The sequence below is a fragment of the Cyclobacterium sp. SOCE241 genome, assembly GCF_056867545.1.
The window spans coordinates 3,430,340-3,448,456 of record NZ_CP149779.1 but is presented as its reverse complement, the minus strand read 5'-3'; the positions used below and the strand labels follow the sequence as shown (position 1 = coordinate 3,448,456).

Below are 18,117 nucleotides of genomic sequence, written 5' to 3'. Positions count from 1 at the left end.
ACGTTGACGTAATTATTACAATTACGCAACAATACTGCCAAAATTATTAGTCGCTCTGGCATCCTTGAATTATTTAGCAATGGCTTAGATTAATAATAAAATTTGTGAAAGGTGTTTGGAAATAACACTAAGGGCAGTATTGGTGCAAGCAAGTGAAAACTGCCCTTAGTGTTTATAGTAACGTTTCCTTAAAAAGCATGGCAAAGATTACTTAATAAAATTTGCTTAAAACGATTCAAAGTCATCTTTTTTTACATTACCTTCCTCATCTATGGAATAACCTTCAGGTGCTCCTTCTTTCCAGGTCAATTCCGGGAGCATTTCCAGCAAGACTTTTCTGTGATCGGCAATGATGTTTTTGTTTCCACTTTTGTAGGCGATATTGTCCCATTCATTAGGATCGGTTTCATGGTCATAGAGTTCTTCCAAATTAATTTCAGGGTAATAAATATACCTGTACCTCATGCTCCTTACTGCATGACCTTCAATAGACTTGAATTTATAGCTTGAAATAACAGGATCGGAAGTTATACTTGGGTCTTTCAGTTGTGGTACCAAACTATTTCCATCCAGATGAGCAGGTTTTTCAAAACCGGCTAGGTCTACAAGGGTAGGGTACAAGTCCATTAAACTTACAGGGTGGTCATACCTTTCGCCTGCAAGAGACATTCCGGGTACCGCTATTAAAAATGGTACTCTGGTTGACCTTTCAAACAAGGTGAATTTTTCAATATTGTCTTTCTCTCCCATATGCATGCCATGGTCAGACCACAAAACAACGATGGTATTGTCCGCATATTCAGAGTTTTCAAAGGCATCGAGTAGCCTTCCAACCATAGCATCAGAAAAAGTGATGGAAGCGGCATAAGACTGAATGATTTTCTCCCACTGTTTATTTTCCAATACCCATTTCATGATCCATCTTCTTCCATGATCGAAGGAATCTTCTAAATCATCTTTTTTTCGTTCCGGTAATACAATGTCCTCTAGTGGATACATGTCGAAATACTTTTGAGGTACCTCCCATGGATCATGGGGTTTCCACATTCCTACGGCCAGGAAGAAAGGCTTGGCATGTTTTAAACTTAGTTGATAACTTCCCCAATCTGCTACATGGTAATCTGCCATTTTTTCATCTGAGGCAGGAATAGCTCCCCAGGTCCACCAACTATTAGCTCCTCCTCCCGGGCGGTTTTCATTGTCTACACCCTCAGGGTAGATAACATCTTCAGGTGCTCTCATTTGGTAAGGGTGAGAAATGTATGGGCTGGGGTAATAATAATCCCAGTTTTCGGGTTCTACCTGGCTTGTTGGCGACCAGGGGGAGCCTGACTGTGATATATTTTACCTGCCCCTAGGGTTTTATAGCCATTGTTTTTAAAGAATTTTTCTAAGGTTGTCACTTCCTTAAGGGCTTCAAATTTTCGCCATAATGGACCGTCTCCCCAGTACACGTTCTGAGCTCCAGATCGTGCATGGTGAACTCCTGTCAGGATTGCTGCTCGCGTTGGTGCACAAGCCGGTGCAGGAGTATGTGCATTGGTGAAGATCATGGAGGAAGCTGCAAGACGGTCAATATTTGGGGTATGGATTTTCATACCGGTATGGCCGGACAAAAAGCCTGCCCAGTCATTCATATCATCTACCGCAATAAAAAGGATGTTGGGTTTCTCTTCAGGTTGTTGCAGTGGTGGGCTACAATTACTGAGAAGCAACAAGCCAATTGAAAAAAGAGTTAAATGAATTTTTCGATTTAAACTTTTCATAGGTGCATTAGTGGTTTTCTTTTGTTTGTATTAATCTATAAATGATGAAAACTTTCATTAATTCTGTAGGTGAATTTGATATGAAATGATTTCTCCGGGTCTGAATTTTAATAGTGTAAGGAACTTTTAATGCCCGGTTGGAGTATTTTGGGGAAATCGTAAAGAGGGAGATTTCGATTCAACCATTAATTTAAATGCAGATTTTTAATAATGCGTCAACCTTTCGATTATTTTTTTACAATGTGGAAATAATAAGCTAAGTTCTACACTGCTTTTTAGCTCAAAATCATTAAAACTAAATCCGGGTGAAACAGTGCAGCCTACTAAGCTATAAGTATCTTTCTCGATAACTTCCGCGCCAAACCAATGACCCCCGGGAACAATGAGTTGGGGCCGTTCACCATTTTTGATATTTCTACCAATAATATGAGTTTCATGAAGGCCGGATGCAGAGATTGAATGTAATCTTAGAGGAGATCCATCGTAAAAATGCCAAATCTCATCTTGTTTAATCCTGTGGAATGCGGAAAAATCGTCTGAAGTCAGTAAAAAATAGATACAGGTTGAATAATTTCTATTGCCTTTGTAATCATCCGGTAAACAGTCTTGTAGGATTTCATCGGTACTTCTATAAGTTTCTTTATAATATCCTCCCTCAGGGTGAGGGGCCAAACCTAATACCTCAATTATTTTATGGATTGAATTTTCATGCATTCATAAATATACTGAAATTTTTAATTGCTTATTTAGCCGTGTTTTCTTAGAAAGATTCGTTGATTATAAATTTTATATGCGTTACAACTTTTTGAATTTAAAGGGTTTCCGGTCAGCGTTTTCAACCCATGAATAAATTATTTACGCTCAATTGGTGATTTGGAGCTGGTGTAAAACATAAAAGGTGGCTAAAGTATCAGAAGTTAAACGCTCAATACTTTAGCCACCTATTCAAAAGTTTCACCTATTTGGTGGATCAATAAGCCACCGGTTCAGCAACGGTATATTCGCTGGTCTCAGTAAAAGTCCGGCCAAACATATCTGTGGCTCTAACGGTGATGGTATGTTTGCCTACCGGCAGTTTAGTGTCTATGCTTCCTTTCCAAAGGTGGGTAACATTCACAGGGTTGGAAGGTCTTCTTCCGGGCTCTAATTTATCCATCAGGTCCCATTCCATTACGGAGGCTACATAGGAAGGATCAGGTGCCTCTACCCAATTCATTTTTTTCCAAGGGCCATTGTCTATTCGATACTCTACCTTATCATTTTTGTCTCCCATATAGAAGTTGGCAAAAATGCCTGAGCCGGAACCACGGTTATTGGCGACAACTTTGGGGTTGAAAATCTTTATTTGGTGTTCTTTTGGTGCTCCAATTACCTGATAATCTATTTTATATTGATTTCCTTCAATATGAAGTAGGGCGTATCCTTTGGGAGTACCATCTCTCATGGTTGAAATGGGAACGCCATCATCGTTTATTTTCCCGGAGTACCAATCACCTGAAGTGGTGCCTGCATTGTATTCGTGAAAAGGAGTACTGCCTTCCCAGCCATCTTCTTCCGTATAAAAATTATGGCGTTGCAAATGGGTATGTGCTGATAGGGCCAATACATTTTGGTAATCCTTCAGTAGATCAAAAATCTTTTGTCGGTCACTGTTCCTGAATCCATTTTCATTGATATGGAGGAAGGGAATGTGAAAAGACAGTACAATTAATTTGTCTTTGTCTACGTGCTTCAGGTTGTTTTCTATAAAGTCCAACTGGGTTTGTGTAAATCCACCCCAATAACCTTTATCATCCCTAGGGTCTGGATATAAAATATCATCTAAAATAATGAAGTGCGCATTTCCTTGGTTAAAAGAATAAGTGGCAGGGCCAAAGACCCTTTCAAAGGATTCGTCAGAATGCTCATCTATCTTAGCGTCATAATTCATGTCATGGTTACCCATTACATTGTACCAGTGCCATCTAGTTTGTTTTAAAATTTCCACATAAGGAGGGTGTAAATCCAAGTCATCTCCTGCCAAATCACCAAGGCTAATACCAAAACTAATATTGCTTTCTTCCTTGGCTTTGTCTACTACACCTTTAGCAAATTGATCCAATTCCGTTTTATTATATGGCTGTGGATCACCAAAGATCATTGCAGTAAAATTATCCGGCTCTTCGGTTTTATGCAGTGCAAAGTTCACTGATTTTGGCAGCTTTCCGGTTGGCTCAGAACCCTTGTATTGAAGTTCGGGAGAGCCTTCTGGTTTGTGGATATAATAAAATTCAGGTAATTGATTTTCACCAACAGGCACTTTATAGCCACTTGGTTTGATAACAAAAATGATATTATCGATTCCTATAGGTAAAGTATACTTTCCTTTTTTATCAGTCAGTACTACCTCTTTTCCGTTGCTGACAGCCACTTCAGGAATGCCCTTTTCTCTGCGTTCCTTTTTACCATTTTGATTGCTGTCTTCATAGATGTAGCCCGTGACGGTGTTTTGTGCCAGAAGGCTAAAACTGAGACTTAGTGCCCAACAAAAGCAGATTAGTTTTTTCATGAATGAGGATTAGTTTTATATGCCAAGGAGAAAAATAATCTAGTCATTGTCTCTCCGAAATGAAAACCAAAGATAAAGAAAGCTTCAAGCAAGGATCAGTGCTGCTTATTATTTATAAGTTAATTTAGAATCCGAAGTATTAACAGCTTGGTTAAATTGAATGTATGTATTTAGCGACTTCCTTTATTGTGGAACACCACCAAGCCATCTTTTCCAGCTACAACAATGTCCATCATTCCATTGCCATTTAAGTCCGCGACAGAAAAATAAAGGCCGGCTCCTTTGCCTTCTCCAAAAGGGCCATAGCTTATCACGTTTTTAGTAAAAGATTCCCCGTTCCACTTAAAATAATACAACCCCATAAAATCATTTCCTCCGGGATCATTGCCATTGTGTGCGCGGTAGCGTTTACCAGTTACCAGTTCCATTTCTCCATCATTGTCTATGTCTATCCATTCCATCGTATGGTATTGAGACTGAAAAGGGTCAATGGGGTGTTTAATAAAGGAAATTGTATCTCCTTCTTTAACCTGTTCATACCAATGCAATCCATAGTCGTGTCCTTGCCCCACAATTAGGTCGTTTAAGCCATTGCTGTTTACGTCAGTTACTATGATGGGGACGCTGGCAGTGCCCAATTGAAAAGTCTCGTGTAACGTCCACCTGCCATTTTCTAAGTCTTGAGGAGCCTCTAGCCAACCTTCTGGTATTATAAAGTCTCCTCTACCATCTCCATTGATATCTCCAAAACCTAGGCCATGACCGTGTTTTTCAGTTACCGAATGTTTTTCAAATTCACCGGTACCTTTCCCATTTGCATCCCGATTTAAAGTATAATAAGCAAGCGGTTGATTGGGAGTATTCGGAACAATGTCCAAGTGGCCATCGTTGTCTACATCCCAGGCTCTTGTGGTCTCTACGTTACCGGGATTGGTGATTTCGTGCACGGCCCATTCTTTATTGCTTCCGGGGTTTTCTACCCAGTACAGCGTCTTTCCGAACCATCCGCCTGTAACGTAGTCAGTCTTTCCATCACCATTTACATCCATGGGAATGGTAGAAAAATCATCAAAGTATTCACTGACGCGCTTTACTTGTCCGATCAACTGTCGCTTGGAAAACTCAGGACCTTTGTACCAATAGCTGCCGGAGACAATATCCGGATGACCATCTGCATCTACATCAAAGACACCTGCTGACTCAGCAGTTTCCATAGCAATGATTTGCTTTTCAAAGGTTATAGGCTTGGGATCATTGGTCAATCCTGCCACTATTAATGCGATATTAAGGCTTAGATTCATGTTTTAAAGATAGTAGTTTATCTGTCAGAACTATCCTGTACTGTCCAGTATTATTTGATTATTGTAGTTCTCAATTTATCCGACAAGCTAATGGGGTTATTTTCATTGATAGGGTAGTGACCACGGATTTTTAAACGGTTAGCACTATAGATATTTTTTGCATTTTTATACCGATGTACCAATTCAGGACATTGATAAAAATGGCCAAGCCAAGCATTTCTAGGGTCTCTTCTATTGTATATATCAATCGGTAACCAAAGCTTAATCCATAGGTGTCGAAAACATTTTTTCCGATACTTTCAAAAACAATGGCACCTAATAAGAATATGCCCATTGACAAAAGCATTCCCGTAAGTAATCGTTTGTTGAGATGATTGAAAAAAGGAATGTAAATCAAGGCCATACCTACCAATACCAGTCCGAATACAAGTAGGCTGATATAATAAAATAACGTTGAATTGTGGTACTTTTCTTGAAGATATGTAAATAAAAACTCATGAATGGATGCCGCCTCATCCAACATTAATAAAAAACAACAGTGAAATACCTAACCATCCCCAGTGTTTTTTGCCGTTTGATTTTTTAAAAAGTGCAATGATCAACAAAAGTAGTGAAGCTACCAAAAATTGTAGGGTAGAGAACAATGAAGGAATGTTTGCTTCCTGATTAAAATCAAATAGCAGAATAAGGAACGAACCCAAGGAGTTATTCTGGTCATGGTTAATAGCTAGAAAGATGCTAAGGATATTTAAAATTAGCAACAATAAGATTGCCACTAAAAAAGCTTTTGAAGCTTTTTCGTAGGAATGAAGAATTTCATTGGGTGAGGGTTTGGTTATTAGTATGGGTTCTGTAGGGGTGATGTTAAGATAATGAAAGATTCATTACTTTCAAAAATACCTTGCATAAGCCATACCAAAAAAACCTTGACCATTTGAAAATATTGGTCAAGGTTTTTAAATCCGAAGTACGCAATAGACAATCTATTACGTGCTGAAATTGGTTCAAAATCAGCCAATTCGTTGCCGTTTTCAATTTCAATATAAGGGTACTATATTAAAATCGCAATACATCTGATTTTCTTGCGATTGCAACACTTTCCGTAAGACACGGGACAGACCATTATAAATCCTATTACATAACCTTTGTTAAATCAATGTGTCAATAGCCATTGTTTTACCCTAGGGTTAAAATCTTCGATATTTTCCCAGTGGAAAGCATGTCCACTTTCAGGGTAGGTGTGTAATTCTGAGTTTGGCAGTAATTCAGCGACCTCTTTGGTCATCCAAAGTGGAGTGAATTTGTCTGCTTCTCCTCCTATGACAAGTGCGGGTTGCTTTATTTCATTTAATTGTTTCAGCGTATGATGTTCTATGCAAGCAGCAGCTTGTCCTTCAAGTCCAATTAATGGTTGAGGGTTGGTGTCCTTATTGGCATTTTCCCTGTCTTCAAGCATTCCTTGGTAGGACACTTCATTGTCAAAGGAAGCCTTTGAGAAGATTAATAATTGGATGTAGCGACTAAATTCATCTGGTTTTAATCTGGCTTTAATGTCCACCATATGACGAAAAATATCTTTCGCCGTATTGTCACATCTCGCCCAAGGACACATGAGAACCATTGATTTTACTAGGTTTGGGTGGCGATAAGCAAGTTGCTGGGCAATGATGCTCCCCATGGAAACGCCTGCAACTCTTACCTTTTCCAATCCGAGCTGTTGTAGTAAACCTGCACAATCATCCGCCATCATTGATGAAGTGTAGGGGCCTGAAGGTTTATCAGACCTGCCAACTCCTCGATTGTCTACAATGATGCATCGGAAATATTGTTTCCAATACTCAAGATGTTTTTCCCACACCGACCCTGGGGCAGTAATACCCATAATCAATAGTAAAGGATCTCCTTTTCCTTGCTTCTCATAATAAAGGTTAATCCCATTGGATTTTATGAACGGCATAGGTTATTTTAATTTTGGTATTAAAGATTCCTGTACCCATTTTCCATCGTGGAGGGTTACAAAATCAGGATCCTCCAAAGCTTCTTTGCCCTCGTCTTCGCAAATGATCCATCCATCAAAGTTCTCATCTTTAAGCCATTGAGTAATCTCTGTTAGTGCTACTTTTCCATTTCCCATAAGGGTGAATTCCGGATTCCCGTCCCAATCTTTATAATGTACATGGTTGATAAGAGAACGGTATTCCTTCATTTTGGTCAAAGGATCCATGTCCCCGTTAATAATGTGCCCTACATCGGGGCACCAACCTGTTACTTTTGGGTCCAAAGATTCTAGGATGACTTTGTAGTCCTCTTCAGTCCTAGTAATGGATGTGTGAGGCGAGTTAGGATGAAAACTGCTGACAACTCCTTTGTCCGCAGCCCTAGCCGATACGGTGTTGACGATATCTACAAGATTTTTTCTTCGCCGTGTAAGTTCATGCCTTCCGGTGGGAATTTGTACCGTGCAAAGTACTGAATCTGGGAATCGTGACAACAATTTTATGGCTTCATCTGCAATCTTTTTCTCTTCATCCGTTTCTTTATTCCCGTTCCAATCTAAAGCCAAAGCCACTGCGGCTAGTGAAATGTTTTGTTCTTTCAATTTGGCTTCAAGTGCATCAGCATCGGCCAAAGGTCCCATCCAAGTGAATATTGGTTGGATCCCTGTAAAACCTGCTTTAGAGATAACTTCTATCATATGACCCAGCTGACCTTTATAAGTCTCTCCATTGTTACTCATAAACCAGGTGTATACTTCTGCGCCGAAACGAAAGGGTAGTTTAGACATTTGATTTGGGTATTTTAGTTATTGTTATATTAGGTTAATAATGATGATTGATACAGTGTTTAAAGCCCATGTTTTTCTCCCATGGCCTTAATGAATTTATAGCCGTTTTCAGCCATTTCCCAAGGTTCAGAAAAATCTCTCCATACGCCAATAGAATTGGCAAAGTCAGGGTCATTTCTGGTAAATCCTTCTATAGTAAGCCATCCTTTATAATTTATTTCAGCTAATGTAGCAAAGGTGTCATCCCAAGGAACATGACCAGAGCCGGGTGTCCCTCTGTCATTCTCACTTATATGTACATGACCTAATACCGGAGCGATTTTTCTTATGGCATCTCCCAAGGTTTTTTCTTCGATATTCGCATGATGGGTGTCAAACATTGCGCGAACATTTGGGTGATTTATTTTCGTGATCAAATGCAACAATTGATCCATAGTATTGCATAGGTAACATTCGAAGCGATTTAGTGCTTCGGGGGTGAGAACGATTCCTGCTTGCTTGGCGTGTTCTCCAGCTTGATACAAAACTTCAGCGCTTCTATTGTATTCATCCTCGTTGGGGGATCTTTGAGCAAATGTGGAGAAAGCCGAGTGAAAAGGTCCACAGATAATTTTTGCTCCCAAATCATGAGAACGGTCTATGGTCCATTTCATTTTGTCCAGGGCTTTTGCCCTTATTTTAGCATCAGGATCTATTGGGTTTTCATCAGGCCCCATTACAAATACTGTACTGCTTTCTAGGCCTAGTCCCTTGGTAAAGCTGCCAATTTCTTTATAGGCTTTTTCATCCGGTGCTCCTACAAAAAACTCTACCCCATCATAGCCTATGGTTTTTAGTCTTTCGATAATAGGCTTTAATTCATCAGAAACTGCTGCTGACCAGGCCAAGACATTAAATCCAATCTTATTCATTATCTATTATTATTTTAGGCTTTAAAAATTATTCGAAATCAGTAACTTTCATTCCGCGACGGAAATTGTCAAAACCAAACATCGTAGGCGAATAATCTCCAACAATATTCACATTGGCTTTTTCAGGTATTTTTGCCTCCATACCTAGTCCCCAATAGCTGGCATTCACAATTAATCGACGCAAGTCTTCACTTAACAAGTCTATGGATGCTCCAAGTGTGCTGGCAAATACTTTACCTTTTTTACCACCTTCTATTTGGTAAGATTTGGTCCACACCACAGGCATTAATGATTTTTTCCAGTTGATTGGCGCTTCAGCATTCATGCCGGAGGTAGAAGCACCATGGATCAAAACTTCTGCATCTTCACCTATACCATTTACTGTGTACACATCAGAAGCAGCCCAAATGTCGGTAACACCATTCAATATTGGGTTTTTGGCTGAAACTTGGATTCCATCTAAAAGTGCTCGGGTACCTTCTACGGCATGGTGGCCGTGATGTGCTACCCATGTTTCACCCAATATCTTTTTACCAAAACCTTTCTCCCAACCGGGAACATTGCTTTGCCAATGGTATTTCGCATAAGGGCTTTTGCTGTCTTTTCCATAATTAAAAGCATGGGTAGAAGTACGCAATGCAATCAAAGGCTTTCCTGACTTCAGGTAATCATCAAAATGCTTCATTTGTTCATCGGGAAGTTCTCTGAATCGCAATAAGATGATAACAAGGTCGGCCTCCTGAAGATGCTCCATGCCCGGTATGTTTGTCTTGTAGTTGGGCACTACATTGTTGTTTTCAGGATCGATGGCAAATAAAACAGTGGTGTTAAAACCATGGTGCTTGGAAAGAATTTTTGCCAACATAGGCAAGCCCTCTTCAGACCTGTATTCGTCATCACCACTGATGAGTACTACATTTTTTCCTTTTCCGGCACCGTTTTCTCCTTTGAATTGTAATAGCAACTTGTCCTCTTGAGCCAAGGCCAAACCTGCTGTGATCAAGAAAGTGAAAATAAAGAGGCTGGCTACTTTGAGACTACTGTTTTTAAACTGATGCATTGTGTTCATTGATAATATTTGTTATTTCAAGTTTTATTTCTGTTGATGAGAGGACCTCTATAATTCACAGAGAAACCTCAAGAAAGTCAGTTCATTTGTAGAGAAGGGTACTGTAAAATGAGTTCCGTTCAAAAATTGTATTGTATTGACTGAGTTTTTATAGTTCCTACGCAAAATAAATGCCTATGGTATAATTCGGGTTTAAAGTAATAAAATTGTTTGTAACAATCCTCCATTTATTCAAATAGATCTGAGCAAAAAAGGATAAAAGGGGTAAAAGAAGGATTGAAATCCTTTTTACCCCTTTTCCTTCATTGGCTGTTAGACCAGATTGAATACATCAATAACCTTGGTTTTGGCTTAGTTTATCATTGTTTCTTATTTCAGCCGTAGGAATTGGGAAAAGCAATTCCCTTTCAGTTATTGTCGGACCATAAGTAAATTGGTGCCCTACATAATTCTCAAATTCTCCGGAAACCACATTCCATGCTTTACGCAACCTTACCATGTCAAACCATGTCTTGTTTTCAAAACACATTTCTACCCATTTTTCTCTCCATACAGCTTCCCTAAATTCTTCTTGACTTAGGTTTTCTAGTAGGGGCAATTCCGCCCTCTCTCGGATTTTGTTAATGGCTTCGTAAGTTGCGTCCGTTGGTCCACTGACTTCATTCATTGCTTCAGCATAAATGAGTAATACCTCAGCAAAACGGAAAACAGGCCAATTCAAGCCACTACTTGTAGTGTTAAGTTGGGCCTCTTCATCAAAATGCTTCCAGATATAATAGTCTCCCAGCTCTTTGGTGGAGCTTCTGTCGGACTCTAAGCTGTATTCTGTATAGAAGAATGTTTTTTCTTCGGCTCTTTTGTCTCCATTTTCAAAAGCATTGACAAACTCTTGGTTTGAAAAGATTCCACCTGTCTCTGCGCTATAAGCAGAAATACCTCGATTGTAAGGGATTATGGAAACCTGCCAAGATGAAGGGATAGTGAATGCGGCATATTGTATCATAAAAATATGCTCTCCCTGGTTTTTATCTTCAACAGAATGAAGTTTATCATAATCGGTAAATAAATCGTAAGTGCCGGATTGGATAATGTCATTGGCTTTTTCTGCTGCAAGTTGGAAGTACTGGTCGCCTGCTTGCAGTGGATAGCCGGCCATGGTGAGATACACACTTGCCATTAAAGTTTTAACAGCACCCAGAGAAACTCTTCCGCTTGTATCTCTCCAAGGTAATCCGGCATTTTCGGCAACTTCAAGATCTGCTACAATTTGGTCATAAATTGCGGCTGTTGAAGCAGCTTCTGGATACAATTCAGGGCTGGTTAAGTCTATTGGCGACGTTATCAGTGGGATGTCGCCAAAAATCCTTACCAAATTAAAATAATAAAATGCGCGTAGAAAACGAGCCTCTCCTAATAGTTTATTTTGGGTTTCACTGTCCATCTCTATCTCAGGAATTTTTTCTATAGCAAGGTTCGCATTGGCAATACCCCTGTAGTAACTAGTCCAGTAAGTTTGTCCATAACCATTGTCCGAATTGTTGATCAAATTTCTAACAAAAAGGCTGTTTTGTGCCTGTCCTAGTTCTGTATTGGCAAGTCCTGTGGAGAATTCAAGCATCATCCAAGGACCACCGCCAAAACCTGATTGCATCACAGGCCTGAGGCTTTCATATATGGAATTGACCACACTGGTAGCATGTTCCGGTAGAGTAAAATAATTTTCTAAAGTGAAATTGGATTTGTCTGTCTCATCGAGAAATTCATTACATCCCCAAGTTGTGATCATTAGCATGCTGATAAGTATCACACGACTAATTTTATTTATATACTTTTTCATATCATTCAAATATTCAAGTGAAACTTTTTAAAGGGCGATATTTAATCCTAGCATAAAAACCCTTGGCTTTGGGTAGGCATAAAGATCCACTCCCTGATCAAAGGGAGATCCGGAAGTGGAAACTTCAGGATCATAGCCTTGAAATTTGGTACTTAAGAAGAAATTTTGCACGGAGACATAAGCCCTTAACCTACTTAATTTTAGCCTTTGAATTAAGGTAGGCTCAAAAGTGTAGGCTAGAAGTAAATTCCTGCCTCGAAGAAAAGAACCATCCTGGGTTCTGTCTGAATCATTGAAGGTATTGTATCCGGCAGTCAATGGTCTCAGTTGGGCAATATTTGTATCTTGATTTTCCGGTGTCCAGGCATTCAAGACGGTCCTAAAACTATTGGCAATTCCCTGACGGTCTTCGGCAGAATGCTTGCTTCGCCACAGTACCTTATTGCCGTAATTAAACTGCAGATCAACCATTAATTCTAGGTTTTTGTATTGGAAAGTATTCATAAAAGTCCCAAAACCTTTAGGAATTCCCTGGCCAATAATTACCCTGTCATTGTCATTAATGGCCCCATCACCATTTACGTCTTCATACTTTATATCACCCGGTAGCTTGAGGTACTGTGCGGCAAGGTCAGTCTCATCTGTGTTCCATGTTCCCAAATGAACAAAGCCAAAGAAAGAGCTTACCGGCTCCCCTTCCCTTATGATAGTAGAACCGGAAAATATGTCTGCTCCACCCGTTAGTTCCAACACTTTGTTTTTGTTGATAGAGATGTTAAAATGAGTGTCCCACTTAAAATCATTGTTAACAATGTTCACAGAATTGAGGGCAAATTCTACTCCTTTGTTTTCCATGCTTCCAATGTTTCTAGTTACCAAGCTGTATCCACTGCTGGATGAACGGGGGATTGAGCAGCGTGCATTGTTCAGATTTCTATACAGATCCAGTTCAAATGTCAGTCGGTTATTGAGTAGTCCAAGCTCGAGTCCTACATCAGTTTGAAAAGTTTTTTCCCATTTTAGGTCAGGGTTTGAAAGCCGGTTGACACCAAGCCCTATGCTCCTTGAGTCATTGAAAATTACCGTGTAATTGCCCATTCCTGCCAAGGCTTGATAAGCCGCTATTTCGGAGTTGCCGGTAACTCCATAACTGGCCCTTAATTTTAAGTTGGAGATGGTTTTATGGTCCTTCAAAAGTCTTCTTCAGAAATTCTCCATGCCAAAGCAGCTGATGGGAACACCGCATATCTGTTGGCTTCCCCAAATTTTGAAGATCCATCAATTCTTCCGGTAAAAGTTACCAAATATTTTTCTTTCAGATTATAGTTAAACCGGCCGAAATAGGAATTCAAGCCATAGGCAGAGGTCCCGGAAAGGGTTTGAAAAACATTGGCCCCTGCCCCTAGATTATTAAATTTGAAATAGTCATCCTGAAAATCTTGAGATCTTGCAGTGCTATTGAACCGGTCAACATGTTGCCAGGAAATACCCAATAAAGCATTGATAGATTGGTTTTCGTCGATGTCTTTATTGTAGGTAAGGTAATTCTCAAATTGCCAGGAGTTTAAGCGGTCATTCATCACGGAAGCATCTCCTCTTTGATTTCTTGCAATATAGTTTAAGGTTCTTCCTCCATAATAGTCAACCCTCTGATTGATAATGTTACTGGCTAAAACAGAGCGAAGTTCAAGTCCTTCAGCAAGGCTGAAATTTGCATAAATATTACCTAACATGGTTTGGGTATTTACTATGTAAACCCGGTCATTCACTACATGAAGAGGGTTGTTTCCACCTTCCATGCCGGGATAGTCTTCATTACCGGCCCAACTACCATCACTGTATCGAACGGGGATAATGGGAAGGGCTTCCAATACCTGGCGCATGGCAATTATTCCTCCGGCCCCTAACGGGTCCACCTGGCTTTCTTTTTGGTCTGTATAGCTTAGGCTTCCTCCTACTTTTAACCAGGGCTTTATCTGGCTGTCAAACACAAATCTGCCCGCATATCGTTTCAGGTAGGATTCTCGCATCAATCCTTCCTCATTTCTGTGGTTGATATAAATCCCATAACTGTCTTTTTCATTTCCACCTGTAAGTCCCAGTTGATGGTTTTGAGTAATGGCTTTACGAAAAGATTCATCCTGCCAGTCTGTGTCATGAAGCGGATTTCCATTGGCATCAAACAATAAAGGGTTGGTTCTTTTTAATTTTGGATCGGTATAAATGCCATTAGCCCATCCTGTGGGATCGTATTTCTGCGCATTTTGATAGGCGATATCTTCCACCATAAGAAATTCTTCGGCATTGAGTAAAGGGATTTTCTTGGGTAATACACCCACACTTACATCGGTGTCAAAGGTGATCATTCCTCCTTTATTACTACCTCTTTTTGTTGTTACCAAGATCACTCCATTTGCTCCTCTTGCCCCATATATGGCGGTAGCAGAGGCGTCTTTAAGTACTTCTACTGAAGCGATATCGTTGGGGTTGATATAATCAATTGGGGTACTGCCATTGGCCAGTCCGGCGGCATGTATAATCACACCATCAATTACATACAAAGGGTCATTGGCTATACTTACAGAAGTATTTCCTCTGATTCTGATATTGGCCCTTCCTCCGGGTCTTCCTGAATTGACAGATACATTTACACCCTGAATTCTCCCTGATAGGGCTTGGGTCAAAGAGGCCGATGGCCGTTCCTGAAGAGCTTCGCTACTTACCGAGCCTACGGCACCTGTTAAGTCCGACTTCTTTTGGGTACCATATCCCACTACGACCACCTCTGATAGGTCTGCAAAAGAGTAATTGAGTAAAATCTCAATATTATTCATCCCTGCTTCAATGGTTACTTCCTTGTTTTCATAACCAATAAAACTTGCCACAAGGGTTTCGCCATTACTAACCTCTAGGCTAAACTTACCATCAATGTCAGTGACGGTGCCCCTGTTTGTTCCTTGAACCAAGATGGATACTCCAGGAATCAATTCCTGATCTTCTTGGGATTTTACCAGACCACTAATCGTCCTACTCTCTTGAGCCAATATTGGTCCGGATAATAAGAAAAGAGAGAGCACAAAAGCCAGCACCTGGAATTTGTTTGATTTAATAAAAATTCTTTTCATAATTTTTGGGTTTAATTGATAATGATAATAAACCAATAAATAATATTTGTTTATCCATAAAAATATCTATAAAAATAAAAAAATCTATCCTGTTCTGTCCTGTTATGTTATTTAATTAAAAATTATGATTAAATATTTAAAAAATATTGAAAAAATAGTAATTTAGTTTTGTGGAAAGCTGAGATGTAATATTCTATTTGGGTTTTCGTTTTTAGCAAAACTAAATTCTAAATTAGTTTAGGGTCAATTTTTGTTTAGGATTGTCGTTTGGTAATCAGTAGATTGCGTGAAAGTGAAGTTTCTGAATTATTAAAAGCGGCTTAATTGTATTATGGGTTAATAAAAGAATAGCTAGTGAAAAATTGTTTATTGGTTGCTTGGGATTCAATAAATCCAAGCAATCGGATAGGTTAATAAATTTTTTATCCGGTAAAGAAGTTATTATCTTAGATTAAATTTTATTCTACAGTTATGCTTAATAGAATTCTTCCAATTTGGCTGTTGATGCCACTTTTCTTTTTATTTTATTCTTGTCAATCAGTTGCTCAAATAACAAAAAAGGATGAGGTGTTTCTTTTTCTTATTTCACTGGAAACGGTGAAGACGGGTTGCATCTGTCCTATTCCACCGATGGTTTTACTTATTTTGCATTAAATGAAGGAAAATCTTTACTTACCCCTTCGGCCGGTGGAGATAAACTTATGCGTGATCCATGTATTATAAAAGGAGGGGATGGCTTGTTTCATATGGTTTGGACGGTTAGTTGGAAGGAGAAAGGTATAGGTTATGCCTATTCTAAAGACTTAATCAACTGGTCAGAGCAACAGTTTATACCTGTAATGGCCCATGAGCCGGATGCTCGCAATACCTGGGCGCCAGAGGTGTTTTATGATGATGTCGAAGAATTATACATTATCTATTGGTCCACCACAATAACTGGTCGTTATCCTGAGACACAATCTCAGCTAGACAATGCTCATAATCACAGACAATACTATGTAACCACAAAAGATTTCAAGACCTTTTCAGAAACAAAATTGTTTTATGAACCGGGTTTTAATGTGATTGATGGCACTATTAAAAAACATAAAGGTAAATATTATCTTTTTGTGAAGGATGAAACCCGTGAGCCAGCGAAGAAGAATATTCGAATAGCGGTAAGTGATTCTCTTACCGGGGGCTATAGTGAAGCAGGCCCACCAATCACAGGTGAATATTGGGCTGAAGGTCCTACGGTTACGCAAGTAGATGGTCAATGGATTGTTTATTTCGATAAATATACGGAACACAGTATGGGAGCAGTTGTGTCTTCGGATTTAGAGAACTGGACAGATGTTTCGGATCAAGTTAGTTTTCCGGAAGGTACCAGACATGGCACTGTGTTTACAGTAGATCGGGCTTTTTTCGATGACTTGTTGTTGAAGATGAAGTAATATTATGAATTTTAGATTAGTAAATTTTTAGAAATAAACTTAAAATAAAGCTTTACTTCAAAGATTTTATTGTGAGGTTCAATTGCATATGAATTAGTAATTACTGATGAGCAAAGAGGAATAGATGATACCATTTCTAACAAAATGTTTTCAAGATCCTGTTGCTTGACTCCCTTATCTTCAATGAGGACTTTAGAATGATTTGTTCTGCTTTTTGTTCTCCATCGTTTTCGATATGTTGGATTTCTTGTATTAACTTTAGTGTTGATTTTTCACCAATTTCAAATCCAGGTTGGTAGACTGAACTTAATTGAGGTCTTGTAATTTCACACATTTCAGAATCACTAAAACCAATAATGCAAACTTTTTCAGGGACTTTAATCCCATTATCTTGGCAGGCACCCAGTGCACCGATAGATAAAATGTCACTAACACCAAAGATTGCGTCAAAAAGCTGGCCTTCTTTAATCACTTTTTCTACTAGATGGTAGGCTTCAGGTCTTGTTATGTGAGGACAGCTCTTAATATTAGAAGAGTCTAGAGGAATGTTGTATTTTTCTAAGGCATCTTTATAACCATTAAAGCGCTCTATTGTATTAAGAGGATCCTTCGGTCCTTTGAGAAAAAGGATGTTTGAGCAGCCCTGATGAATCAGATGTTCGGTGGCTTGAAAAGCACCTTCCCTATCGTTAATAATGACATGGCTTATCGTATCTGTGTCGAGTACTTTGTCAAACAATACTAATGGTATATTGAACTCTTCAAAGATTTTAAAATGATCAAAAGATTTGGTTTCATCCGAAAGGCAAACCAATAACCCATCAACATGGGATGAAAATAGCAATTTTGCGTGTTTTTTTCGAGTTTTAGTTGTTCTTGGGATTGAGTGAGTAGTACTGAATATCCATGGTTTTCGGCAGTTTGCATTATTCCCTTAATAACACTGGAGAAGAAAAAGTGCACAACTTCAGGAATGATTACTCCTATAATATTTGATTTGTTTTTGCGCAGGTTGAGTGCCAGGTTGTTGGGGATATAATGAAGTTCATCTACAAGCTTTAGTACTGCCGTTTTTGTCTCCTTACTGATATCAGGATAATCTTTTAATGCTCGGGAAACAGTAGGTACAGAAACGCCTAATTTGGAGGCTATTGTCTTTAAAGTTACACGTATTTTAGGCATAATTTTGGAGTTATTTGTTGAAAGGATTTATGTCAGATTAGGTGTTTTTAATTTAGAATTATTATAAATTAAAAATAATTTTTAAACGAAATCGGTTACGTAATCGATTACGTAATATTACATATTTTATTGCTATTGACTATTAACCGAATGTTTTTCA

General features: G+C 39.0%; 14 protein-coding genes and 1 pseudogene. 1 reads left to right on the top strand and 14 read right to left on the bottom strand.

Features of this window, described 5'->3' with window-relative positions:
• Positions 1-225: 225 nt before the first annotated feature.
• From WG932_RS17160 to WG932_RS17105, 12 genes and pseudogenes are all read right to left on the bottom strand, one after another.
• Entirely contained in the window at positions 226-1,242 is a 1,017-nt protein-coding gene (locus WG932_RS17160; RefSeq protein ID WP_483084786.1) for a sulfatase-like hydrolase/transferase, read from the bottom strand.
• 56 nt (positions 1,243-1,298) lie between these two features.
• Positions 1,299-1,766 carry a sulfatase-like hydrolase/transferase gene (locus tag WG932_RS17155; protein ID WP_483084785.1) on the bottom strand — a complete coding sequence of 156 codons (468 nt, stop codon included), beginning with the start codon at positions 1,764-1,766 and terminating at the stop codon, positions 1,299-1,301.
• Between the two features lie 204 nt (positions 1,767-1,970).
• Positions 1,971-2,480, bottom strand: a complete 510-nt coding sequence (locus WG932_RS17150; RefSeq protein ID WP_483084784.1) for a cupin domain-containing protein — start codon at positions 2,478-2,480, stop codon at positions 1,971-1,973.
• 256 nt (positions 2,481-2,736) lie between these two features.
• A complete protein-coding gene (locus WG932_RS17145; protein WP_483084783.1) occupies positions 2,737-4,314 on the bottom strand; it encodes a calcineurin-like phosphoesterase C-terminal domain-containing protein in 1,578 nt (525 codons plus the stop codon).
• Between the two features lie 170 nt (positions 4,315-4,484).
• Positions 4,485-5,615: an FG-GAP repeat domain-containing protein gene (locus WG932_RS17140; RefSeq protein WP_149392093.1), complete on the bottom strand. Its 1,131-nt coding sequence runs from the start codon at positions 5,613-5,615 to the stop codon at positions 4,485-4,487.
• 130 nt (positions 5,616-5,745) lie between these two features.
• On the bottom strand, positions 5,746-6,138 hold the full coding sequence (locus WG932_RS17135) for a hypothetical protein (protein ID WP_483084782.1): 393 nt from the start codon (positions 6,136-6,138) through the stop codon (positions 5,746-5,748).
• 630 nt (positions 6,139-6,768) lie between these two features.
• Positions 6,769-7,572, bottom strand: a complete 804-nt coding sequence (locus tag WG932_RS17130) for an alpha/beta fold hydrolase (RefSeq protein WP_483084781.1) — start codon at positions 7,570-7,572, stop codon at positions 6,769-6,771.
• 3 nt (positions 7,573-7,575) lie between these two features.
• Entirely contained in the window at positions 7,576-8,400 is an 825-nt protein-coding gene (locus tag WG932_RS17125; protein ID WP_483084780.1) for a sugar phosphate isomerase/epimerase family protein, read from the bottom strand.
• A gap of 59 nt (positions 8,401-8,459) precedes the next feature.
• The gene (locus WG932_RS17120) at positions 8,460-9,311 is read right to left on the bottom strand and encodes a sugar phosphate isomerase/epimerase family protein (protein WP_483084779.1); all 852 of its coding nucleotides are present in this window, start codon (positions 9,309-9,311) and stop codon (positions 8,460-8,462) included.
• A gap of 28 nt (positions 9,312-9,339) precedes the next feature.
• Positions 9,340-10,380: a ThuA domain-containing protein gene (locus WG932_RS17115; RefSeq protein WP_014019242.1), complete on the bottom strand. Its 1,041-nt coding sequence runs from the start codon at positions 10,378-10,380 to the stop codon at positions 9,340-9,342.
• Positions 10,381-10,711: 331 nt separating this feature from the next.
• Complete coding sequence (locus tag WG932_RS17110; RefSeq protein ID WP_149392088.1) at positions 10,712-12,217, bottom strand: RagB/SusD family nutrient uptake outer membrane protein; 1,506 nt, start codon at positions 12,215-12,217, stop codon at positions 10,712-10,714.
• 27 nt (positions 12,218-12,244) lie between these two features.
• Positions 12,245-15,342 (bottom strand): annotated as a pseudogene (locus tag WG932_RS17105) (SusC/RagA family TonB-linked outer membrane protein).
• 608 nt (positions 15,343-15,950) lie between these two features.
• On the opposite strand from WG932_RS17105, the gene WG932_RS17100 reads away from it, so the two are divergent.
• Entirely contained in the window at positions 15,951-16,775 is an 825-nt protein-coding gene (locus tag WG932_RS17100; protein ID WP_483084778.1) for a glycoside hydrolase family 43 protein, read from the top strand.
• 136 nt (positions 16,776-16,911) lie between these two features.
• Here WG932_RS17100 and WG932_RS17095 read toward each other — a convergent pair whose 3' ends face one another.
• Both WG932_RS17095 and WG932_RS17090 read right to left on the bottom strand, forming a co-directional pair.
• Positions 16,912-17,589 (bottom strand): substrate-binding domain-containing protein, encoded by a 678-nt coding sequence (locus WG932_RS17095; protein WP_483088670.1) that lies wholly within the window; start codon positions 17,587-17,589, stop codon positions 16,912-16,914.
• Positions 17,517-17,957, bottom strand: coding sequence for a LacI family DNA-binding transcriptional regulator (locus WG932_RS17090; RefSeq protein ID WP_483084777.1), 441 nt, complete (start codon positions 17,955-17,957; stop codon positions 17,517-17,519). Before WG932_RS17090 ends, WG932_RS17095 begins: the two co-directional genes overlap by 73 nt.
• Positions 17,958-18,117: the final 160 nt, after the last annotated feature.